This window comes from Rhizobium redzepovicii (assembly GCF_019793435.1).
Taxonomy (GTDB): domain Bacteria; phylum Pseudomonadota; class Alphaproteobacteria; order Rhizobiales; family Rhizobiaceae; genus Rhizobium; species Rhizobium redzepovicii.
In genome coordinates, this window is record NZ_JAILYH010000001.1 from 191,426 (window position 1) to 211,054 (window position 19,629).

At 61.8% G+C, this 19,629-nt stretch carries 22 protein-coding genes and 1 pseudogene; 7 read left to right on the forward strand and 16 right to left on the reverse strand.

The window, feature by feature from the left end:
- Positions 1–79 precede the first annotated feature (79 nt).
- The 3 genes from K6N12_RS00915 to K6N12_RS00925 all read right to left on the reverse strand — a co-directional run bounded on the left by K6N12_RS00915 (position 80) and on the right by K6N12_RS00925 (position 3,080).
- Complete coding sequence (locus K6N12_RS00915) at positions 80–385, reverse strand: hypothetical protein (RefSeq protein WP_222148665.1); 306 nt, start codon at positions 383–385, stop codon at positions 80–82.
- A gap of 235 nt (positions 386–620) precedes the next feature.
- Positions 621–1,436: an endonuclease/exonuclease/phosphatase family protein gene (locus tag K6N12_RS00920; RefSeq protein ID WP_183777982.1), complete on the reverse strand. Its 816-nt coding sequence runs from the start codon at positions 1,434–1,436 to the stop codon at positions 621–623.
- Positions 1,437–1,616: 180 nt separating this feature from the next.
- Positions 1,617–3,080: a phospholipase D-like domain-containing protein gene (locus K6N12_RS00925; RefSeq protein WP_183778314.1), complete on the reverse strand. Its 1,464-nt coding sequence runs from the start codon at positions 3,078–3,080 to the stop codon at positions 1,617–1,619.
- Positions 3,081–3,241: 161 nt separating this feature from the next.
- Here K6N12_RS00925 and K6N12_RS00930 point away from each other — a divergent pair, with 161 nt between their 5' ends.
- The 4 genes from K6N12_RS00930 (at position 3,242) to K6N12_RS00945 (ending at position 4,787) form a co-directional block, all read left to right on the forward strand.
- Positions 3,242–3,883, forward strand: a complete 642-nt coding sequence (locus tag K6N12_RS00930) for a UdgX family uracil-DNA binding protein (protein WP_246645354.1) — start codon at positions 3,242–3,244, stop codon at positions 3,881–3,883.
- 142 nt (positions 3,884–4,025) lie between these two features.
- The gene (locus K6N12_RS00935) at positions 4,026–4,280 is read left to right on the forward strand and encodes a DUF2934 domain-containing protein (RefSeq protein WP_003574663.1); all 255 of its coding nucleotides are present in this window, start codon (positions 4,026–4,028) and stop codon (positions 4,278–4,280) included.
- A gap of 139 nt (positions 4,281–4,419) precedes the next feature.
- Entirely contained in the window at positions 4,420–4,602 is a 183-nt protein-coding gene (locus K6N12_RS00940; protein WP_183777980.1) for a hypothetical protein, read from the forward strand.
- 11 nt (positions 4,603–4,613) lie between these two features.
- Positions 4,614–4,787: a hypothetical protein gene (locus K6N12_RS00945; RefSeq protein ID WP_165503953.1), complete on the forward strand. Its 174-nt coding sequence runs from the start codon at positions 4,614–4,616 to the stop codon at positions 4,785–4,787.
- Positions 4,788–4,824: 37 nt separating this feature from the next.
- Here the strand turns inward: K6N12_RS00945 and K6N12_RS00950 are convergent, their stop codons facing one another.
- On the reverse strand, positions 4,825–5,205 hold the full coding sequence (locus tag K6N12_RS00950; protein ID WP_183777978.1) for a hypothetical protein: 381 nt from the start codon (positions 5,203–5,205) through the stop codon (positions 4,825–4,827).
- 156 nt (positions 5,206–5,361) lie between these two features.
- On the opposite strand from K6N12_RS00950, the gene K6N12_RS00955 reads away from it, so the two are divergent.
- The 3 genes and pseudogenes from K6N12_RS00955 to K6N12_RS00965 all read left to right on the forward strand — a co-directional run bounded on the left by K6N12_RS00955 (position 5,362) and on the right by K6N12_RS00965 (position 6,754).
- Entirely contained in the window at positions 5,362–5,676 is a 315-nt protein-coding gene (locus K6N12_RS00955) for a plasmid stabilization protein (RefSeq protein WP_131711522.1), read from the forward strand.
- 55 nt (positions 5,677–5,731) lie between these two features.
- Positions 5,732–6,022 (forward strand): DUF3175 domain-containing protein, encoded by a 291-nt coding sequence (locus tag K6N12_RS00960; RefSeq protein WP_097625495.1) that lies wholly within the window; start codon positions 5,732–5,734, stop codon positions 6,020–6,022.
- A 6-nt stretch (positions 6,023–6,028) separates the two neighbouring features.
- Positions 6,029–6,754, forward strand: a pseudogene (locus K6N12_RS00965) (glutathione S-transferase).
- A gap of 12 nt (positions 6,755–6,766) precedes the next feature.
- Here K6N12_RS00965 and ligD read toward each other — a convergent pair.
- The 12 genes from ligD to K6N12_RS01025 all read right to left on the reverse strand — a co-directional run bounded on the left by ligD (position 6,767) and on the right by K6N12_RS01025 (position 19,518).
- On the reverse strand, positions 6,767–7,645 hold the full coding sequence (gene ligD / locus K6N12_RS00970) for a non-homologous end-joining DNA ligase (protein WP_222148577.1): 879 nt from the start codon (positions 7,643–7,645) through the stop codon (positions 6,767–6,769).
- Positions 7,642–8,646, reverse strand: coding sequence for a DNA topoisomerase IB (locus K6N12_RS00975; RefSeq protein ID WP_097625498.1), 1,005 nt, complete (start codon positions 8,644–8,646; stop codon positions 7,642–7,644). The genes ligD and K6N12_RS00975 overlap by 4 nt, the downstream gene beginning before the upstream one ends.
- 15 nt (positions 8,647–8,661) lie before the next feature.
- Positions 8,662–10,818 (reverse strand): glycogen debranching protein GlgX, encoded by a 2,157-nt coding sequence (gene glgX / locus K6N12_RS00980; protein ID WP_183777974.1) that lies wholly within the window; start codon positions 10,816–10,818, stop codon positions 8,662–8,664.
- A 102-nt stretch (positions 10,819–10,920) separates the two neighbouring features.
- Positions 10,921–11,715, reverse strand: a complete 795-nt coding sequence (locus tag K6N12_RS00985; protein ID WP_183777972.1) for an SDR family NAD(P)-dependent oxidoreductase — start codon at positions 11,713–11,715, stop codon at positions 10,921–10,923.
- A gap of 179 nt (positions 11,716–11,894) precedes the next feature.
- A complete protein-coding gene (locus K6N12_RS00990) occupies positions 11,895–12,305 on the reverse strand; it encodes a hypothetical protein (RefSeq protein ID WP_183778323.1) in 411 nt (136 codons plus the stop codon).
- A gap of 14 nt (positions 12,306–12,319) precedes the next feature.
- The gene (locus K6N12_RS33930; RefSeq protein WP_246645355.1) at positions 12,320–13,393 is read right to left on the reverse strand and encodes a hypothetical protein; all 1,074 of its coding nucleotides are present in this window, start codon (positions 13,391–13,393) and stop codon (positions 12,320–12,322) included.
- Positions 13,394–13,683: 290 nt separating this feature from the next.
- Positions 13,684–14,808, reverse strand: coding sequence for a hypothetical protein (locus K6N12_RS01000; RefSeq protein WP_183777970.1), 1,125 nt, complete (start codon positions 14,806–14,808; stop codon positions 13,684–13,686).
- Between the two features lie 234 nt (positions 14,809–15,042).
- Positions 15,043–16,257 carry an MFS transporter gene (locus tag K6N12_RS01005; RefSeq protein WP_183777968.1) on the reverse strand — a complete coding sequence of 405 codons (1,215 nt, stop codon included), beginning with the start codon at positions 16,255–16,257 and terminating at the stop codon, positions 15,043–15,045.
- Between the two features lie 128 nt (positions 16,258–16,385).
- Positions 16,386–16,868 (reverse strand): GNAT family N-acetyltransferase, encoded by a 483-nt coding sequence (locus K6N12_RS01010; protein WP_183777966.1) that lies wholly within the window; start codon positions 16,866–16,868, stop codon positions 16,386–16,388.
- Positions 16,869–16,908: 40 nt separating this feature from the next.
- Positions 16,909–18,114 carry a 3-oxoadipyl-CoA thiolase gene (pcaF, locus tag K6N12_RS01015; protein ID WP_183777964.1) on the reverse strand — a complete coding sequence of 402 codons (1,206 nt, stop codon included), beginning with the start codon at positions 18,112–18,114 and terminating at the stop codon, positions 16,909–16,911.
- A 10-nt stretch (positions 18,115–18,124) separates the two neighbouring features.
- Positions 18,125–18,814: a CoA transferase subunit B gene (locus tag K6N12_RS01020; RefSeq protein WP_183777962.1), complete on the reverse strand. Its 690-nt coding sequence runs from the start codon at positions 18,812–18,814 to the stop codon at positions 18,125–18,127.
- Positions 18,811–19,518: a 3-oxoacid CoA-transferase subunit A gene (locus K6N12_RS01025; RefSeq protein WP_183777961.1), complete on the reverse strand. Its 708-nt coding sequence runs from the start codon at positions 19,516–19,518 to the stop codon at positions 18,811–18,813. The genes K6N12_RS01020 and K6N12_RS01025 overlap by 4 nt, the downstream gene beginning before the upstream one ends.
- Positions 19,519–19,629 lie beyond the last annotated feature (111 nt).

The window sequence follows — 19,629 nt, forward strand, 5'->3', positions numbered from 1 at the left end:
CTGCGCGCCCGCGCCGCCGGGCACTGCTTGATCGACAAACGGCATCGCTTGGGCGAGAGCAGCCAGACGGCGTAGCTATTCAGCCAAAACGCGCGCTGATGAAATTGAAGATAGCCCCGAGCAATGCGCCCGTGTAGCCGCCGAAGATCACGCTTTGAACAGTTCCTAAAGCCAAGCTCCTAACCTCGAATCCCGTAAGACCCAGGAAGAACTGCAGCCATGGTTTGTGGAGGCCGCATTCGGGCGCGACGAAGCCAAGAAGCATGCAAAGCAGGAACGAAACGGCGGCAAATACGGCCACTGTCGCGCCGAGAACTGGAACGGAAACTTGCGCTGGCGTCACAGTGGACGCATCGGAGCGGCTCTGGAAAGCTGTGTTCGCCATCATGGTTCTCCTTCGGAGTTGTTGATACCGCATGAACACACGACGACGCTAAGCCAGGTCTCCGGCGAAGTCGTTGATCCACGTCAAAAACGACGCGGGTTGTGAACGGGAATGGCAACTATGCCGGGTTGCGGCGAGACAGTCTGTTCACGGCCGTTGGCCGAGAGCGCCTGCAGCTTCAGCCTTGCGTTCGTATAATTCACCAGCACACCAAGATTCGCGGCATTGAAAAGTCCTAGCCGCCGACCGTCTTCAAATCGACAAGCGCCTTGATCGGCAGATGATCCGAGGCGATGCGGGCAAGCGGCGTATCGTGCGCCTCCACCTCCGAAATGATCCCCTTGCGGTTGGCGATGATGCGGTCGAGGGCGAGGAGCGGCAGGCCGGCGGGGAAGCTGGGGACGGCGGGGGGCAGCGGGCCGAAGGCGGATTGGAAGGTGTTGAGCGAGGAGCGGTCGCCGAGCCGCCATTCGTTGAGATCGCCGAGCAGGATGGTCGGCATCTCCCGTCTGTCGTTGATAAGTTCGACCAGCATGCGGGCCTGCTGGGCTCTGTTGTGGCGCAGCAGGCCGAAATGCGCGGCGATGATGCGCAGCACGCCGCCCTGCTCCAGCTCGATCTCGGCCACCAGCGCGCCGCGCGGCTCCAGCCCCGGCAGCTTGACCTGGTGCACGTCGTGCACCATCCCCTTCTTGAAGAGCACGACATTGCCGTGCCAGCCATGCGCCTTGGCCATGCCGGCGACCGGCACCGGGATCAGCCCCGTCTCGCGCTCCAGCCGGCCGAGATCGAGAATGCCGGTGCGTTCGCCGAAACGCGTATCGGCCTCCTGCAGCGCGATCACATCGGCGCCGATTTCATGGATCACCCGGCTGGTGCGCTCCGGATCGAAGCGGCGATCGGTGCCGACGCATTTGTGCACGTTGTAGGAGGCGATCAGCGTTCCCACGCTGCGCGGCCGTGTTTCCGTATAGGCCGGGTCGAGCCGCTTCTTCCTGCTCCGGATCGAGGCGAGAATGCTGGAGGGAAGATTGTCTTTCTTGGCGTGCATCGGAAGGCGCGATCGTTCCGTTGATCAAAAGGCTTCTCTCGGCAGTATAGGAGGGCAAGCGGAACTTGCCATGTCAAACGCCAAAAAAACGCGCGTCGCATCGACATGCAATGCGCCGGATTTTTTTGTTTTTTGCATGTCGTCCTCCCAAAACCGCTGCACACTTTTGGGCGATATGCATTAGAGATAGGGCGAACCCAGCCACAACACCTTTTCGAGCAGCCGCACCGGGAAGGGCCGCGCCCGCAAACCGTCGAGCGTCACCGGCGTCGCCGATTTCAGGGTTTCCTCGATATGCTCGTCGATCTCGCCGGCAAAACCTTCGTTCAGCACTTCGAGATCGACCTCGAAATTCAGCCTGAGCGAGCGCGGGTCGAGATTGGAAGAGCCGACATAGGCCCAGGTGCCGTCGATCGTCAGCAGCTTCGAATGGCTGAAGCTGCCGGTCGAGCGCCAGATGCGGCAGTAACCCTTGAGGATCTGGTCGAATTGCGCCGTCATCGCCCGGTCGACCAGCACGAGATTGTTGACCGCGGGAACGACGATATCGACTTCGACGCCGCGGCGGGCCGCCGTCACCAGGGCGCTGATCAATTCGCGGTCCGGTAGGAAATAGGGCGACATGATGCGGATCGATTGGCGCGCCACGGAAAAGGCGCCCATCAGCATCTTGTGATTGGTCTCGACGCTGCGGTCCGGCCCGGAGGCGACGATGCGCATCAGGATGGGATCACCGGGGCTGCGCTGCGGCGGTTCGATGCGCCAGGCCTCCCCATTCAACAGCTCCTGCGTGGAGAAGCGCCAATCTTCGGCAGCAAGGTCGAAAAGATCGGCGACAACAGGGCCCGTGACGCTGAAATGGGTGTCGTGAGCAAAGCTCTCGCCGGTCGCCTCCTCGCTGAAACCGGCGCGGATGTTCATGCCACCCGTCAGCGCAATCTTCCCGTCGACGATCAAAATCTTGCGGTGGGTGCGCAAATTGGCATAGGGCAGCCGCAAGCCCATGATGACATTGCCGTTGAAGACGGCGACGGTGACGCCCCCATCCCGGAGATGGCCGAGAATGCTCGGCACCGAATAACGCGCGCCGACCGCGTCGATCAGCACCCGCACAGCCACGCCGCGCTTGGCCGCCGCAATCAGCGCATCGGCGATGCGAAGGCCGATCGCGTCGCGGTCGAAAATATAGGTTTCGAGCAGGATGCTGCGCGCCGCCTCGTCGATGCTCGATTTCATCGCCGCATAGGCCTCGTCGCCGGTCTCCAGCACGTCGATCGTATTGCCCGAGGTCAGCGGATTGCGCGTCACCCGGTCGCCGAGCGTCTGCAGCGCCGCAAAGCGGCGGCCGAACTGGCTGATCACCGTCTCGGCATCGGCGTCGAACGTTTCCAGTTCGTCTATCTCGGCCGCCGGCAGCAGTGCGTCGCGGCGGATGCTCAGCGATTTGCGCCGGATGCGGTTGATGCCGGCAATCGCATAGAGCATCGCACCAATGATCGGAGACAGGATGATGACGCCGACCCAGCCGATCGCCGCACGCACCTCCTCCTTGGTCATGGCGGCATGGATCGCCGCCGCAGCCCCCATGGCGATCGATACGACAAAGAGGATATGCGGCCAGTAGGTCGACAGGAGATAGAACATCGCTGGCCAATATAGCCGCGAAACGGCAGCGTTCAATCGCGCCTGCTCTCTCCCATGACGCGAAATTTCTCGCCGTGATCATTTTGCTGGCCGGCCACCCGTTTCGCCGCGGGAACAATCCCGGCGCCCGACGATTGATCCGCAGAGATGAGGATCGCATCATGGACATCGTTGCAAACGTCGGGCCGGCCCTGGCGCTCGACGTCGCGGAGGCGGAAAGCATCGCCGAACTGCGGCATCAGGCCGAAGGCTGCAGCCGCTGTGATCTCTATAGGAATGCCACGCAGATCGTCTTCGGCGAAGGGCCCGGGAAAGCTGAGATTGTCCTTGTCGGCGAACAGCCGGGCGATCAGGAGGATGTGGTCGGCCGGCCGTTTGTCGGTCCCGCCGGCCGGTTGCTCGATCGCTGCCTTGAGGAGGCCGGCCTCGACCGACGGCGCTGTTATGTCACCAATGCCGTCAAGCACTTCAAGTTCACGCAACGCGGCAAACGGCGGCTGCACGCCAAACCCAATGCCGGCGAGATCAAGCGTTGCGCCTGGTGGCTCGGCGCCGAGATCGACATCCTCAAGCCGAAACTCGTCGTCACCCTCGGCGCAAGCGCGCTTTATGCGCTGCTCGGACCAAAGGCGAAGCTGACGCCGGAGCGCGGTCATATCCTGCAGCCGGCAAACCATCCGCCTGTCCTCGTCACCATCCACCCCTCTTATCTCCTGCGCATCCGCGACGAGGTGGAGCAGCAGCGGCTGCGCCTGGATTTCGTATCAGATCTGCACAAGGCGGCCGAGTTTCGGCTCCGATGAATGCCGATTCTCAACCCTGATATGCTGCAATGCGAAATATTTGCGTTTGCAGCACGATTTCTCTTGAAAGAGGTCCCCTCCTCTGGAACCATCCAAGCAGTATCGCGTTCGAACGACGGCATCATGTGACTGGAGATCAGCGATGGCAGAAACTCGGGACGAGTGGATCAAAAAACGTGCATACGCTCTCTGGGAAGAAGAGGGCTATCCGACAGGGCGAGAATCCATCCATTGGGAACAGGCACGGCACGAGCGCGAAGCGCTCGAGGGCTCCGCTGCCTCTTCCGACGGTAAGGAAGTCAAGCCCAAGGCGAAGCGCAGCGTCGCCGGCAGCAAGACGAACGGCGTCGTCACACCGGCGCCGAAACGGACGGCGAGCCGCAAGACGGCGCTCTGATTACCGAAATACCGAGCAACCGAATTAAAAAAGGGCGTCGTCGCGGCGCCCTTTGATGCTGTTTGTCATAAGCTTGAATTAGTTGTGCGTTATCGATTTCCGGAGGACGGGCTTCCATGCGGGGGTGAACAGAGGCCGGATGACGCTGCAAGCTTTGAGCCTTCCTGAAAAAGTTGAGCCCTCGCGCGACAACCGGGAACAAGAATATACGCTGGGTGTTTATGGCAAAACCGGGGAAGTTGCCATGAACGACGGCCGTTCCACTATCCTTTCCGTCCCGCTTGTCGCAGCCGGCAGCCGCGCTTCGATCGCGATCGTCTAGGGGTGATGGAAATGTCGCTCCTCGTCATCGCCGCACTACTCTATCTCGGGCTCGCGCTGGGTTTCATCCTTGTCGTCGATAATCTCGTCGGGCTGGTTTTCCGCGATCCGCGCGCGTCGGTGCAGCCGCCCTTCTTCAATATCGGCCGCGCCTTCGCCGCATCACAAAAGCTCCATCGGAAATAGCAGCGCTGCACCCTCGAGCGCCGCCTGTCGCCTAACCTTAACCAATACCGGCGCCGTCCAATTCGGGAAATTTGCGCATCAGATCGTCTTCGCTGATGCAGCTATCGTCACGCGCCGTCAGTTCGATCGAAATTGCGGCGACGGGATCGAGGCGACCTTTGTCGTGATGGTTGACACCATCGTGATGGTTGACACCATCGTGATAGACGGGGATGCGCGCGCCGCCCTGGCTGACCAGCACGGCATCTCGTTCGAAACCTCTTTGCAGCAGCCAGTCCCGCGGCGCCATCAGGCGGATATCGACTTCGTAGGACTGCCCTTTCCCTTGCCTGAGGCTCACCGTATAGGTCACCGGCGACACTTGGCCATTGACGTCGATCGCGCCGTTTCCATCAGCTTTGACGCTGTAGTTTTCCATTGCTCTCGGCTCCTTCCGACGGGGCTGATGCAAGACTGTCTGATCGAAAACCGGGCGGAAGCGCTTTTTGTTCCGAAATCCGGGTCGGTGATCCCAAGGCCGGAACTTTCGGCCTCGGCACCAGTTTGACCCCGTTGCACATCAAAGGAGGCGACGATGCCGAAAGGTGACAAATCCGACTATACCGACAAGCAGAAGCGGAAGGCCGAGCATATCGAGGAGGGCTACGAGGATCGCGGCGTCTCCGAGAAGGAGGCGGAACGGCGTGCCTGGGCGACGGTCAACAAGGAAAGCGGCGGCGGCAATAAGTCAGGTTCCGGCCGCGGCAAGAAGGATACGCATGTCTCCTCTGAAAAGGGCGGCCGCATAGGCGGCGCTGCATCCGCCGCACGCTCGAAGGAGGAACGGTCCGCTTCGGCGAAGAAGGCGGCCGCGACGCGCAAGCGCCATGAGCACCACAGCCACCACTAAAAATATGCGACGGCGGCGATCTGCCGGCGGCCGCATCCGGCAAAGGATTTCAGAGATGGCCAAATCGAAGAAGAAATGGTCGCAGGATGTCACCGAACACAGCGACGCGATGGACCTGAAGGAAGGCGTGTTCAAATCGGACGATCCAAAAAAGATCGCCCGCTCGGTCAAGCACTCGGCCGAGGAGAGCCATCGCCGCAAGTCGAGTCCGTTCCGCACCGCCATGTCCATGCTGACCTTCTACATCAACCGCGCCGGCGACCAGCTGACGAAAAAGCGGCGCGGCACTCTTGAAAAGGCCAAGGACGAATTGCGAAAAGACTTCGGTCGTCAACCGAAGGGATGATCAGCCATGGCATACGAGCTTTATTATTGGGACGGCCTTCAAGGCCGCGGCGAATTCGTGCGGTTGGCGCTTGAAGAGGCCGGCGCCGATTATGTCGATATCACTCGCTAGCCCGGTCGCGGTACGGATGCCATGTTCGCCCTCATGAAGAGCGACAGCGAACCGCATATTCCCTTCGCCCCGCCTTTCCTGAAGGACGGCGACCTCATTATCCCGCATGTCGCCAACATCCTGTTTTATCTCGGCCCGAAGCTCGGCCTTGCGCCTGAAGATGAAGGCCTTCGCCATGTCGCCAACGGCCTGCAGCTGACCGTCACCGATTTCGTCGCCGAAGTGCATGATACGCATCACCCGATCGACACATCGCTTTATTACGAGGACCAGAAGCCGGAAGCGAAAGCCCGCTCCGCCGCCTTCATCCGTGATCGCATTCCGAAATTCCTTGGTTATTTCGAGCGTGTGCTGCGGCAGAATCCTGCAGGTCCCGATCATATCGTCGGAAATGCGCTAACCTATGTCGATCTATCGCTTTTTCAGGTGATCGAAGGCCTCACCTACGCTTTTCCGAAAGCCATGGCGAAGCGCAAGGCGGAATATCCGGCGCTGCTTGCGCTGCATGATCGGGTGGCGAAGCGCTCGAACATTGCCCGGTATCTTGCTTCTCCACGCCGCCTCGCCTTCAACGAGGACGGGATTTTCCGGCATTATCCCGAACTCGACAGCGCCGGATGAGCGGAGAGACATTCATTCGAGCGGTGCGGCCGCATCGAAGAAATCGCGCCACGGGTCGCTCGGACGGGTCGCCAACCGCTGCGGTACATTGGCGAGGGTGAAGGCGGCCGGGCCGCTGACCTCGTTCAATTCGGTCCAATCGATCGGCATCGAAACCGGAGCCCCCGGCCGCGCTCGCGTCGAATAGGCGGCGACTGCCGTATTGCCGCGGCCGTTGCGGAGATAATCGATATAGATATGGCCGCCGCGTTTGGCCTTCGTCGCGGTTGAGAGGTATTTTTCCGGGGCGTCGGCCGACATGCTTTCGGCAAGAGAATGGGCGAAATCCTTCACCGCGGCCCAGCCGGCCTTCCGCGCAAGCGGCGCCACCACATGCAGCCCCTTGCCGCCCGAGGTCTTGACGAAAGCGGCAAGGTCGCGGGCTTCCAGCCGCGCCTTGACGTCAAGCGCGGCCGAAATCACCGCGCTCCAGGCCACGTCCTCGCCGGGATCGAGGTCCATGGTGATCATATCCGGTCTTTCCCAATTCTCGGTCGTCGTGCCCCAGGGGTGAATTTCGAGCACAGCCGATTGCACCAGCGCTGTCAGACCGTCGAAATCGACAATCCGCAGCAGCTTTTCGCCGTCTATTTCCTCAGGATCGGCGACCTCCTCGATATGAGGATTCATGCCCTTCCACGCATGTTTCTGGAAAAACCGCTGGTGACCCTTGATCCCGTCCGGCAACCGCAGCAGCGCCAGAGGCCGATTGACGAGATACGGCGCCATGAACGACCAAACCGCCGCGTAGTAATCCGCGAGTGCCTGCTTGCTCACGCCCTCGTCCGGCCAGTAGAGCCGGTCGGGATGGGTCAGGACGACGTCCGATGCGGGCGGATTTTTCGGGCTCATTCCTCGGTCTCGCGTGTGAGGAAATCAAGTAGCCTGTTTTCCTCGGCCCGCAAGCCCCGCAGTGGTTCGGCGCTCTCGATCAGCGGATGATCGTTGCCGGCAAGCGCAATGATTGCCGGATGGATATAGCTTGAGCGCGAAATTGCGGGTGTGTTGTGCAGCGCCTCGGCAGCAGCCTCAGACATCTGCTTCACCGTCGGCCGGCCGCCGCCGACAATCGTCTCGCGCGCCGCGCCGAAGGCGGCCAGCGACCCGGCCCAGGTGCGGAAGGTCTTCGCCGAGATGGGAATACCCGATATCTCGGCCAGATAGGCGTTCAACCGGCCGGAATCGATCGGCTTCAGCGCGCCGCTTTCATCCTTCCAGACGAAAAGTTGGCGGCCGGGCAGGTCGGCGATCTCCTCCAGGATTTTCTGCAGCCTGGGATGTTTGAGGCTGCGCTGGACGCGCTTGCCGCCCTTGGCGCGGAATTTCAGCTCGATCTGCCCGTCGACGATCTTCAGATGGCGCTTCAGCAGCGTCGTTGCACCATAGGTGCCGTTCTCCCGGACATAGGCCTGGTTGCCGACGCGCAGGTGCGCCTCGTCGAGCAGCGTCGTCAGCGCCGCAAGCACGCCGTCGATATCCTCCGCGCCGGTGTCGAGATGGCGCAGCACGGTGCGGCGTATCCTCGGAAGCGCCCGGCCGAACTCGATCAGCTGATGGAATTTTCCCGCGCTTCGGAAGGACTGCCAGTCCTTGTGATAACGGTATTGCTTGCGCCCACGCGCATCGATGCCGGTCGCCTGTAGATGGCCGTTGTCGTAGAGGCAGATCCAAACATTCTCGTAGGCCGGCGGCAACCCGAGCGCGCCGATGCGCGCCCGCTGCAATTCATCGGCAAGCGTCGTGCCGTCGGGCATGACATAGCTGAAGCCCTTGCCTTTCCTTCGCCTGCGGATGCCTGGTTCGGCGTCGCTGACATAGACGAGACCAAGTTCGGTGATGGCTTCGGCATTCATCTTTTCAGCGACCCGCTACTTGCTCCTGCGCCCGAACTGGAACCATCGGCGGCGCTGGGCCTTGGTCGCCCCCTCCGGCGGCTGGGTCTGGCCTGTCGGCGCAAAGACCGCGACGCTCTGGGCATAGACGATGACCGGGTTATCCTGCTCATGCACCGCAAAGGCATCGGTCTCCGCCCCCGTATCGAGAATCCGCGACCAATGCTGCAGCCCGTTCACCTCGGGCAGGTGGATCTGACAGTCGCCACCGGCGTTGAAGACGAGGAAAAGGTCGTCCATCGTCTCGGTATCGGGAGCATGCACGCTTCTTGAGAGATAGACGCCGAGCACCTGCAATCCATCGTCGTTCCAGGCCCCGTCATCCATGAAGCTGCCGTCCGGCTTGTACCAGGCGATCTCGATACGGCCGTCCTCACTTGTCTCCCCGGTCAGGAACCGCTCCTGGCGCAGCACCGGATGCGCCTTCCGGAAGGCGACAGCCTGGCGGCAGAAATCGAGGAAGGGATCGTCGAGCCCATCCCAGCCCGTCCAGCCGATTTCATTGTCCTGGCAATAGGCGTTGTTGTTGCCGCCCTGGCTGTTGCCGAGTTCGTCGCCGGCCAGGATCATCGGCACGCCCTGGGAGAGCATCAGGGTCGCGATCATGTTGCGCCGGCGCCGCGCCCGGGCGGCATTGATGTCGGCATTATCGGTCGCGCCCTCGGCGCCCATATTGTCGGAATGATTGTCCGAATGGCCGTCGCGGTTGTCCTCGCCGTTCGCCTCATTGTGCTTGCCGTCGAAGGAAACCGTATCCATCAGGGTGAAGCCGTCATGGGCCGACAGAAGGTTGACCGAGGAGGTGGCGCCCCGGTCCGAATGGTTGAACTGCGGCGCCGAGCCGGTGACGCGGGCCGCCACCTCCGACACCATGCCGCCATCGCCCTTCCAGAAACGGCGCACATCGTCGCGGAACTTGTCGTTCCATTCGCGGAAGGGATGCGGGAAACCGCCCACCTGATAACCGCCCTCGCCGATATCCCAGGGTTCAGCGATCAGCTTGACGCCGGAGAGGATCGGATCCTGCCGGATGGCGCCGAAGAAGCCGCCCTGGCGGTCGAATTCCAGATCCTGCCGTCCGAGTGTGCTGGCGAGATCGAAGCGGAAGCCGTCGATATGCATGACTCCAACCCAGTAGCGCAGGCTGTCGAGCACCATGCGCATCACCATCGGATGGGCGACATTCAGCGTATTGCCGGTGCCCGTCGTATCGAAGGTGTGGCGGGGATCGTCGGGCGAGAGGATGTAATAGCTGGCATTGTCGAGGCCGCGGAAGGAGAGCGTCGGCCCTTTCTCGCTGCCCTCGGCGGTGTGGTTGTAGACCACATCCATGATCACCTCGATGCCGGCGGCATGGAACTTCCGCACCATGGTCTTGATCTCGGTGATCTTGTCGCCGGACATGTAGCGCGATTGCGGCGCGAAGAAGCCGAGCGTCTGGTAGCCCCAATAATTGCTGAGATTCTGTTCCAGGAGATAACGATCGTCGAGGAAATACTGGATCGGCAAAAGCTCGATCGCCGAGATGCCGAGCTTGACGAGGTGATCGATGATCGGATCGCTGCACATGCCGAGAAAGGTGCCGCGCAACCGGTCCGGCACCTTCGGATGGGTCATCGTCAGGCCGCGCACATGCGCCTCGTAGATGATGGTGTCGGGCCAGGGGCGGCGGATCGCCTCTTCACCCGCCCAGTCGAAATCCGGATCCTGCACCACGCCCTTGACCATGAAGGGCGCGCTGTCGCGCTCGTCGAAGGACAGGTCGTCTTCGCCGATCTGATAGCCGAACAGGGCGTCGTCCCATTTCAGGTCGCCCGTCACCTGTTTTGCATAGGGATCGAGCAGAAGCTTGTTCGCATTGAAACGGTGGCCGGCGCCCGGGTCGTAAGGACCATGGGCGCGATAACCATAAACGGTGCCCGGCCCGACCCCGGCGATATAGCCCGACCAGATGTCGCCCTCGCGTTTCGGCAGCGGCATCCGCGCGATCTCGTTTTTTCCGTCGGGTGAAAAGAGGCAGAGCTCTATCTGTTCGGCATGCGCCGAGAAGATGGCGAAGTGAGTGCCGGAACCCGTATACTCCGCGCCGAGTTCCGGCTTGAGGAAGTCGAGTTCCGAAAATGAAAAGCTCATGATGCCCCGCTCAATGAAAAGACCAAGCGGGAAACGTCACGGTGGTTCGAAAGTTCCCTCGTCCAAGGGAAAAGGGCAGATGCCGCGCGCCGGAAGAAGGTCCTACGGCATCAGCTGGCCGCCGTTGACCTCGATGATCTGGCCGGTGATGTAGCCGGACAACGTCGGCGAAGCGAGGAAGAGATAGGCGCCGACGCAATCCTCCGATGTGCCGACGAAACCCATCGGGATCGATTTGCGCTGCAGCTCCATCTGCTCGTCATTGGTATAACGCTCGTGGAAGGGCGTGGCGATGACACCGGGCGCCACCGCGTTGACCCGGATCCTGTCGGCGACAAATTCCTTGGCATGGCCGCGGGTGATCGTCGAGACGAAGCCCTTCGATGCCGCATAAAGGATCGCCCCGTTGCCGCCGCCATTGCGGGCGGCAATCGAAGTGGTGTTGATGATGAAGCCGCCCTGCTTCTTCAGCCAGGGATGGGCCGCGCGCGTTGCCGCCAGCACCGAGCGGGCGTTGAGATCCATGACCGCGGCATAATGCGCATCGGTATATTCCGACGTCGGCTTGCGCCCCAGCATGCCTCCGGCATTGTTGATGAGTCCGTCGAGATGGCCGAAGGTCTTCGCCGTCTCCTCGACGACGCGCTCGGTTTCGCCTTCCCGCGATACGTCGCCCTGGATTAGATGCACGATACCGCCGGCAGCCCTGATCTCCTCGGCAAGTGCCTCCGCCGGCTCGCGGCTGGCATTGTAATGCACGCCGACCTTGGCGCTCTGCGCCGCAAAAGCGCGAGCAAGCGCCGCCCCGATGCCGGTCGAGGCGCCGGTGATCAGCACGGCCTTGCCGGCGAGATCCGGGAGTTTGATCGATGCGAGCGATTGGGCAAGTTCTACCATGGCTAAGACAGCCTCCCGAAAAACCAAGGACATAGGTGATGAAACAGATTGGGGAAGTCTATCAGCCGATATCGGCGAAGGGCAATGCACGAAAGCGGGAGATTAACATCGTTGCGCAATGCCCTGTTCGGACCAAGGCCGGCTTCTCGCGCTAAATACACGCCGCAGGCCGCAAAATTCTAGTCGCAGGTATCCGCGATCTTCTTCAGTTCGACGGCTGGCTCCAGAGTGACGTCGTCCTTCTTTCCGACGAAGCGGTAGGTCCCGCGCCACAAGCCGTCCGCAGCTTCCGAAATGCGCAGCCGGTGATCGCCGTCCTTGCAGCTCGCGTCATAGGCCAAGTCACCCATGTCGGTGAAATCCAGCTTGCATTTGGCGGCCTGCGCTTTGGGCAGCACCGGGTTCATGTGGCTCTTCACGGCCGTCTTGTCGTAGCAGATCTGGAAGACCTGCTCATCGTTCTTCAGTTCGGGCGTGGGAACCGGCGTGAAGATCCTGACCCGCCAAAGTCCGGTAGGCAGGCCGCCCTCCTCTGCGAGAGCCGCGGCCGGGGTCAGGACGAATGCGGCGGCGAGAACACAGCGTATCATGGTTTTCGCTCTCCTCACTGGCACTCGCCAATCCGCTTGACCTGAACGTCGGTTGTCGGCTGCGGCATGTCGTTGTCGCCTTCGTAGACCTCGTTATAGGAGATCTGGCCGGTGAAACTTTCACCGTCATGTTCCGGTTGCAGATAGAGCCCCCATGACGTCCCGATGCCGCCGTGGTCGCATTGCGCGCTCATCTGAACACCGCTGTCGTAAAAGCGGATCTTGTCGATCAGTACGCATTTGACGCCCGAGGGTTTGGGCATCAGCGGCAACGTGTCCGCGGTCATGTCGCTCTTGATGCAAATGTCGCGGCTGGCGTCCACGACCTTCATTTCCGTATCGGTACGCTGAAGGGTCTTCCAGGTGAATCGCCAAAGACCTCCCCATTCCGGTCGCTCCGTCGGGGTGCCGTCGGCGCTCGCCGGCGGGCTTTCCCGGGGTGTCGAGGCATCGGCCGTCTCCAGCGCCAGCCGGCGCGAGAACCAGGCCCCGATGATGTTAAAGTCATTGAAGGTGATGTGATAGGGCTTCAGGATCTCATCCTGCTGCGCGAGCGCCGTGCCGGCCACCGAAACCTTGCGGCCGTAATAGACCTGTATCTCCCGAAATTTTTCCTCAGGCATCGGCTCGGTCTCCCGAAGCGGCGCCTGCTTCAGCACAGACTGGGCAACATCGCGCCCATGCGCCGCATAGGTGCCCTGCGCGTCCTCGGCAAAATAAGCGCCGAACATCTCGATCATCGCAAAGGTCTGATCCTGTTTCATCCGCTCAGTAAAGGCGGCGCCCGCCGCCTCATAGCCAGCCTTGTCCGTCCCGAATGTCTTGAAGATCGCCTCGTGATCGCCATCCGGATCGAGGAACATCGCGTAGGTGATATGGCCGTATGTCCGGTAGTCGATGCCGTTGACCGGTTCGAGCATCTTCATGTCAAAACCGCCACGGCTCACGGCGATCTTCGGCGGTGATGTCGGCGACGGCTTTTCAATGCCCGCCGGGGCCGATTGAGATTGTGCGCAGATCGAAGAGGGCAACGAGGCAGCCATCGCAAGCGATAGCGCTGCGACACCGGCAAATGAAGGACGCGACATGGTGTTTATCCTCATGGAGCCAGGGACAGTGCAGCAGGTCGACGGCTGCTGATCCGCCCCACGCCGCTCGTCGCAGAAGGGAGCTGGCGGGCGCGGGCTCTCATAGGAGCAATCGTCTTTCTATCGATCACCCCACTCGTCGCCCCGATGATGTTCAAAAATTTCTCTCCTGCGAGCCGTTTCCGCCAAGTTAGATATGAAGCCGGTGCAAAAAGGAAAGGGCAATCATAACCTTGTATCTACTTCAACGTGCATTGAAACTGGCTCCTCCTGCACGCGCGCTATTGCTGTCAAGCCGTGCCGGAGCCCGCGACATAGCTGTCGTTGGCGGCATTCTGGATCATCGCCATGGCGATCGGTGGAAAGACAAAGCTCCAGATCCCGAGCCAGCCAATAGAAACCAACGGTCCTTGGCCAGCATTGCGTGCGCGATCGTTGAGGAGATCACCGAGGGTCATGACCAGGACGGCCAATCCAAGCGGCACAAGGACCGCGATGAGCATGGCCGCAAGCGGCGTGACCAGACGCTGAGACTGCGCCGCACCCGCCAGCTCCCCGTGGATACGGTAGACCCAAAAGGCAAAATAGATAAAGACGGCGACAGCAATGCCGATGGCGAGAAGTGCTGGAAGCAAGGTGATGGGGGAGGAAGTGACGTCGAAAACATTCGCCTGAAACAGATAGATGCCGAGCCCCATCAGAAAGCCGAGGATCGGCGGGATGCTTAGGATGAAAGCGACCAGGAGAGGGGATCGCCGGCGCGGCGTCAGCGGCCGGTGTCGCGGGCGCGGAGCTTCATCGAAGGTTAGGTGCCCGGCCGGCAGCAGCAATATGACAGCGAGGAGCAGGCAAGCGAGGAAACCCAAAACGACGGGCAGACCACCTGGATCGAATTCGGTCAACCACGAAGCGCCGATCGGAGCGACGGCCGAGATCAGGATCGTCGTTGACAGGAGAGTGAGAGCGCAGCCGAAGTCGATTTTGCCTGGCCGCCCGCTTACCAGGAAGATGGCGATCGCCAGCGGAAAAACGGCCCGAACCGTGCCCAATGCCAAACCAAATAGAAACAGAAACGCCGGCGAGCCCCAAAGTGCCGGCGCAGGCAGAAAACTGATGGCGACCACGGCGCAGATAACCAGCGGGTAAATCAAAGCCGATCGCGCATGCCGGCTCGCGACGACAAACGCCAGGAAGGCGCCGACACCCCAGCCGAGTGTGGATCCGGAATAGAAGATCCCGATCGTCTGAGCGCTGCTGCCGGTCATTTGCGAAATCAGGGGAAGGATTGTGCTGAGCCCCTGTCCACCGATCGCCAAAAGAAGCGAGGACAAAAAGAGAGCCCAATAGCGATAGGTGCTGAGAAAATCGGCCAGCGTCCAATCGGTATTGCCGGAGGGGGCAGACGTGTTTGCCATGAGTGAAACTTGCTCTTAATTCAATTTTGACACAGCATCCGGATCACCCAACAGGTTTTACAGACAGACGAGATACGGCCTAAAGCTGCAGCAAGAGCGTCAGGAACGCGCATCTCAACCGGATTCTCGACTAAACTGTGTGGCGATTCTGACCACTCTGAAACACATTTATATAAGTGGCAACCGTACGATGTATTTCCCTTGGGCAGATGAGTTCCCTGAATGCAACCTTCATCACGACGTGACCCCGACGGCCGGCTGCGGCTTCTGGCGCACGAGTGGCGGGAATGCCAGAGCGATCGCCGCAGCCCCGAGGCCGACCATCGCCGAGCCGATGAACAGCCAGGAATAATTGGCGAAGGTGTCGAAGATCCAGCCGCCGATAAGAGGGCCGAAGGCCATGCCGAGGCTGGAGAGCATCGTCGCCGCGCCGAGGACGGTGCCAATGATGCGCTGGCCGAAATACTCCCGCGCCAGTACCGCATAAAGCGGCATTACGCCGCCATAGGCGCTGCCGAAGACGATGGCGAGCGCATAAAATTGGGTCAGCTCGCTGACGAGGAGATAGGTCGCAAGAGCGCCCGCCTGCACCAGCAGTCCGGCGACCAGCACCGGCTTCACGCCGATCCTGTCGGCAAGGGTGCCATAGAGCAGCCGGCCACCGAGGCCCGCCAAGCCTTCGACGCTGTAGATGCTTACAGCCGCCATCGGGGCGACGCCGCAGATGGTCGCATAGTTGACCATATGGAAGATCGGGCCGGAATGGGCCGCACAGCAGGCAAAGAAAGTCAGGCCGAGTACGATGAATTGCGGCGACCGGAAGACTTTCGACAGCTGTGGCCGGGCGGCCTCCGCGGCAAACTCGGTGCCGGCATCGGCGGTTTCGGCCGGCGGGCGCCGAACCAAGAGGGCCACCGGCACAAGCAGCACCCAGGTTGCAATGCCGATGATCAGCATGGCGGGGCGCCATTCATAGGCCGAGATCAGCCAGCGTGCGAAAGGCGAGATGGTCATCGGCGCAACGCCCATGCCGGCGGAGACGAGCGATACGGCAAGGCCGCGGTTTTCGTCGAACCAGGCGGTTGTTGCCGCGATCATCGGCGCGAAGAAAGCGCTGGCGGCGAGGCCAACGAGGATGCCGTAAGTCAGCTGGAACTGCAGCAGCGTTTCGGCCCGGCTCGCCAGAACCAGCGCCAGACCGAGCAGCACCGAGCCGATCATCACGACGATGCGCGGGCCGAAGCGGTCGCTGGCCGCCCCCCAGAGGAAGCCGCCGACGCCCATGACGATGAAATTCAGCGTCATCGCACTGGCAATACCGACATGCGACCAGCCGGTGGCGGTGGCGATCGGTTCCTGGAAAATCGCCAGCGAGAACATCGCGCCGATGGCCACGCACGACATCAACGCGCCGACGGCAACGATGACCCAACGATAGGAAACACCCATGGCTTCAAACCTCCATGCCGACAGAGTGATTGCGACACACGGCTCTTCCGCCGCACTCCTCGCGATCTAAAGACGTTCGGACTGCTGCGATTTCGACAGCGCGCTCACATCTTTTTTCCCGTGCAGTCCTATAGGGTACGAAACATCACCAGTGCGTCGACATAACCCTCACTCGGATGAAGGAAAACGCCGGGAAGGCGGCCGACGATTTCGAAGCCGAGGGATTGCCAGAGCTCAACGGCGCGGCGGTTGCTGCTGACGACGAAATTGAACTGCATGGCGCGAAAGCCGCGGGCGCGAGCGTGCTGCAGGGAATGGTCATGCATGCGGCGGGCAACGCCGCGGCCGGCCGCGGCAGGATCGGTCATGTAACCGCAATTGCAGACATGCCGGCCGCCGCCGGCCTGGTTGGCCTTGATGTAATAGCTGCCGAGGATGACGCCATCCTCTTCGGCGACGAAGGTCTCGCGGTCCGGCCCCATCCAGTAGGCGAGCGCATCGGCTTCGGAGAGATCGCGATCGAGCGCATAGGTCTCACCGGCGCGGATCGTCGGGCCGATGATCCTCCAGATGGCGTCTCGATCGTCGTTTTCTGCGAGTCGGATCAGCATGCCCGATTTCTACAGAAGCCGGTCACCGGGCGCAACGCTCTCAGACCCTTTCGAGTGCGATCGCAATACCTTGCCCGACACCGATGCACATGGTCGACAGCGAATATTTTCCGCCGGTCTCGACAAGCTCGAGCGCCGCCGTGCCGGTGATGCGGGCACCCGACATGCCAAGCGGATGGCCGAGCGCGATCGCGCCGCCATTGCGGTTGACCCGTTGATCGTCATCGGCAATGCCTAGCGCCCGCAGCACCGCCAGCCCCTGGCTGGCAAAGGCCTCGTTGAGTTCGATGACGTCGAACTGTTCCTGGGCCATGCCGAGCCGGGCCATCAGCTTGCGCGAGGCCGGGATCGGCCCGACGCCCATCACCCGTGGCGGAACGGCGGCGGAGGCGCCGCCGAGGATGCGGGCGATCGGCGTCAGGCCGTATTTTCGCGCCGCCGCTTCCGAAGCGACGATCAGCGCCGCCGCCCCGTCATTCACACCGGAGGCATTGCCGGCCGTCACCGTGCCGCCTTCCTTCTTGAAAGGTGTGGCGAGTTTTGCCAGCGTCTCGATCGTCGTCGCGCGCGGATGCTCATCCTTGTCGACAATGACGGGCTCGCCCTTGCGCTGCGGGATGGTGACGGTGACGATCTCCTTCGCCAGACGTCCACTCGCCTGGGCGGCGGCGGCCTTCGCCTGGCTACGCACCGCAAAGCTATCCTGGTCCTCGCGGCTGACCTTATAGTCCTCGGCGACGTTCTCGCCGGTCTCCGGCATGGAATCGACGCCGTACTGCTTCTTCATCAGCGGGTTGACGAAGCGCCAGCCGATCGTCGTGTCGTGAATCTCGGCCGCCCGCGAAAAGGCCGTCTCGGCCTTCGGCATGACGAATGGCGCGCGCGACATGCTTTCGACGCCGCCCGCGATCATCAATTCGGCCTCGCCTGCGCGAATGGCGCGCGCCGCCGTGATCACCGCATCCATGCCGGAGCCGCAAAGCCGGTTGATCGTCGTGCCCGGAACGGCAATCGGCAGGCCGGCCAACAGCGCCGACATGCGCGCGACATTGCGGTTGTCCTCGCCTGCCTGGTTGGCGCAGCCGAAGATCACGTCGTCGACGGCTTCCCAGTCGACACCGCCGTTCCGCTGCATCAGCGCCTTCAGCGGAATGGCGCCGAGATCGTCGGCGCGCACCGGGGCGAGCGAGCCGGCGAAGCGGCCGATCGGCGTCCTGATATAGTCGCAGATAAAGGCTTCGGTCATGGCTTTTCCTTTAGAGTTTCGGGACGACGAGGTCGGCAACCGGCCCTACGACGTGCAGCAGCGCACCTGTCATCGCCTGCAATTCCTCCTGCGACATCGCGGCCAGCTTCTCCCGCAGGACGAAGCGCCCGTCGACGATGTCGATGACGGCATGGCTGGTATAGACGCGGGTGATGCAGGCCACACCGGTCAGCGGGAAGGTGCATTTCTCCACCAGCTTCGGCTCACCGGTCTTGGTGACGTGCTCGGTGATGACGCAGACCTGCTTGGCGCCGTGCACCAGATCCATGGCGCCGCCGACCGCCGGCACGCCCTTGCTGCCCACCCGCCAGTTGGCAAGATCGCCGCTCTGGGCGACCTGATAGGCGCCGAGGATCGCGACATCGAGATGACCGCCGCGCACCATGGCGAAGCTGTCGGCATGGTGGAAGAAGGCCGCGCCCGGTTTCAGCGTCACCGCCTTCTTGCCGGCATTGATCAGGTCCCAGTCCTCCTCACCCTCGGGCGGCGGCTCGCCGAAATTGAGGATGCCGTTTTCCGTGTGGAAGATCGCTTCGCGGCCGGGCGGCTGATAGCGGGCGACCATTTCGGGAAAGCCGATGCCGAGGTTCACATAGGCGCCGTCGGCGATATCCTGAGCGGCGCGCCAGGCGATCTGCGCATTGGAGAGCTTGATGTCTTCTCTAATATCGACGGTCATAGGTAGGCGACTCCGGCTCGAATGAGCTCTTCTTCCTGCTGCGGGCGGGGGACGGTGACGACACGGTCGACGAAGATGCCGGGTGTCACCACATGCTCGGGATCGATGCCGCCGGCCGGCACGATGGATGAAACCTGGGCGATGGTCTTTGCCGCGGCCATGCACATCAGCGGATTGAAGTTGCGGCCGGCCTTGTTGTAGGTGAGATTGCCGTGGTTATCGCCGATCTCGGCTTTGACGATGGCGAAATCGGCTTTCAACCAGCGTTCCTGCACGTAATGGCGGCCGTCGAATTCTGCGATGACCTTGCCGTTGGCGAGTTCCGTGCCATAGGCCGTCGGCGTGTAGAAAGCCGGAATGCCGGCCCCGCCGGCGCGAATGCGCTCGGCAAGCGTTCCCTGCGGCACCAGCTCAAGCTCGATTTCTCCGGCCAGATATTTGTCCGTGAAGGCGCGCGGATCCGACGAACGCGGGAACGAGCAGATCATTTTTCTGACCATGCCGGCATCGATCATCGCCGCGATGCCGATGCGGCCGTTGCCGGCATTGTTGTTGATCACGGTGAGGTTCTTCGGCCCGCGGTCGATCAAGGCGTGAATGAGCTCTATCGGCGCGCCCGAGCCGCCGAAACCACCGATCATGATGATCGCGCTGTCGCCGATCTCGGAGACGGCCTCGGCCGTGCTCCCGACTGTCTTGTCCATGCGGGATTTCTCCTTGGCTGATCGAGAACTGGTTCCTCCCGTCCTCCAGTGTCAGGCATAAAGCGGGACGGCACGCGCGGCAAGAAATTTGTGCGTTATTTGACTTTTGTT

Bases quoted from the DNA above. Each gene is read 5' to 3' on its own strand.
- K6N12_RS00960 (WP_097625495.1), top strand. From the start codon at position 5,732: ATGGCCAAATCGAAGAAGAAATGGTCGCAGGATGTCACCGAACACAGC.
- K6N12_RS00930 (WP_246645354.1), top strand. From the start codon at position 3,242: ATGGACATCGTTGCAAACGTCGGGCCGGCCCTGGCGCTCGACGTCGCG.
- K6N12_RS01010 (WP_183777966.1), bottom strand. From the start codon at position 16,868: ATGCTGATCCGACTCGCAGAAAACGACGATCGAGACGCCATCTGGAGG.
- K6N12_RS00945 (WP_165503953.1), top strand. From the start codon at position 4,614: ATGTCGCTCCTCGTCATCGCCGCACTACTCTATCTCGGGCTCGCGCTG.
- K6N12_RS00940 (WP_183777980.1), top strand. From the start codon at position 4,420: ATGACGCTGCAAGCTTTGAGCCTTCCTGAAAAAGTTGAGCCCTCGCGC.
- K6N12_RS00985 (WP_183777972.1), bottom strand. From the start codon at position 11,715: ATGGTAGAACTTGCCCAATCGCTCGCATCGATCAAACTCCCGGATCTC.
- pcaF (WP_183777964.1), bottom strand. From the start codon at position 18,114: ATGACCGAAGCCTTTATCTGCGACTATATCAGGACGCCGATCGGCCGC.
- K6N12_RS01025 (WP_183777961.1), bottom strand. From the start codon at position 19,518: ATGGACAAGACAGTCGGGAGCACGGCCGAGGCCGTCTCCGAGATCGGC.
- K6N12_RS33930 (WP_246645355.1), bottom strand. From the start codon at position 13,393: ATGTCGCGTCCTTCATTTGCCGGTGTCGCAGCGCTATCGCTTGCGATG.
- K6N12_RS00990 (WP_183778323.1), bottom strand. From the start codon at position 12,305: ATGATACGCTGTGTTCTCGCCGCCGCATTCGTCCTGACCCCGGCCGCG.
- glgX (WP_183777974.1), bottom strand. From the start codon at position 10,818: ATGAGCTTTTCATTTTCGGAACTCGACTTCCTCAAGCCGGAACTCGGC.
- K6N12_RS01005 (WP_183777968.1), bottom strand. From the start codon at position 16,257: ATGGGTGTTTCCTATCGTTGGGTCATCGTTGCCGTCGGCGCGTTGATG.
- K6N12_RS00915 (WP_222148665.1), bottom strand. From the start codon at position 385: ATGGCGAACACAGCTTTCCAGAGCCGCTCCGATGCGTCCACTGTGACG.
- ligD (WP_222148577.1), bottom strand. From the start codon at position 7,645: ATGAGCCCGAAAAATCCGCCCGCATCGGACGTCGTCCTGACCCATCCC.
- K6N12_RS00950 (WP_183777978.1), bottom strand. From the start codon at position 5,205: ATGGAAAACTACAGCGTCAAAGCTGATGGAAACGGCGCGATCGACGTC.
- K6N12_RS01000 (WP_183777970.1), bottom strand. From the start codon at position 14,808: ATGGCAAACACGTCTGCCCCCTCCGGCAATACCGATTGGACGCTGGCC.
- K6N12_RS00925 (WP_183778314.1), bottom strand. From the start codon at position 3,080: ATGTTCTATCTCCTGTCGACCTACTGGCCGCATATCCTCTTTGTCGTA.
- K6N12_RS00955 (WP_131711522.1), top strand. From the start codon at position 5,362: ATGCCGAAAGGTGACAAATCCGACTATACCGACAAGCAGAAGCGGAAG.
- K6N12_RS00975 (WP_097625498.1), bottom strand. From the start codon at position 8,646: ATGAATGCCGAAGCCATCACCGAACTTGGTCTCGTCTATGTCAGCGAC.
- K6N12_RS00935 (WP_003574663.1), top strand. From the start codon at position 4,026: ATGGCAGAAACTCGGGACGAGTGGATCAAAAAACGTGCATACGCTCTC.
- K6N12_RS01020 (WP_183777962.1), bottom strand. From the start codon at position 18,814: ATGACCGTCGATATTAGAGAAGACATCAAGCTCTCCAATGCGCAGATC.
- K6N12_RS00920 (WP_183777982.1), bottom strand. From the start codon at position 1,436: ATGCACGCCAAGAAAGACAATCTTCCCTCCAGCATTCTCGCCTCGATC.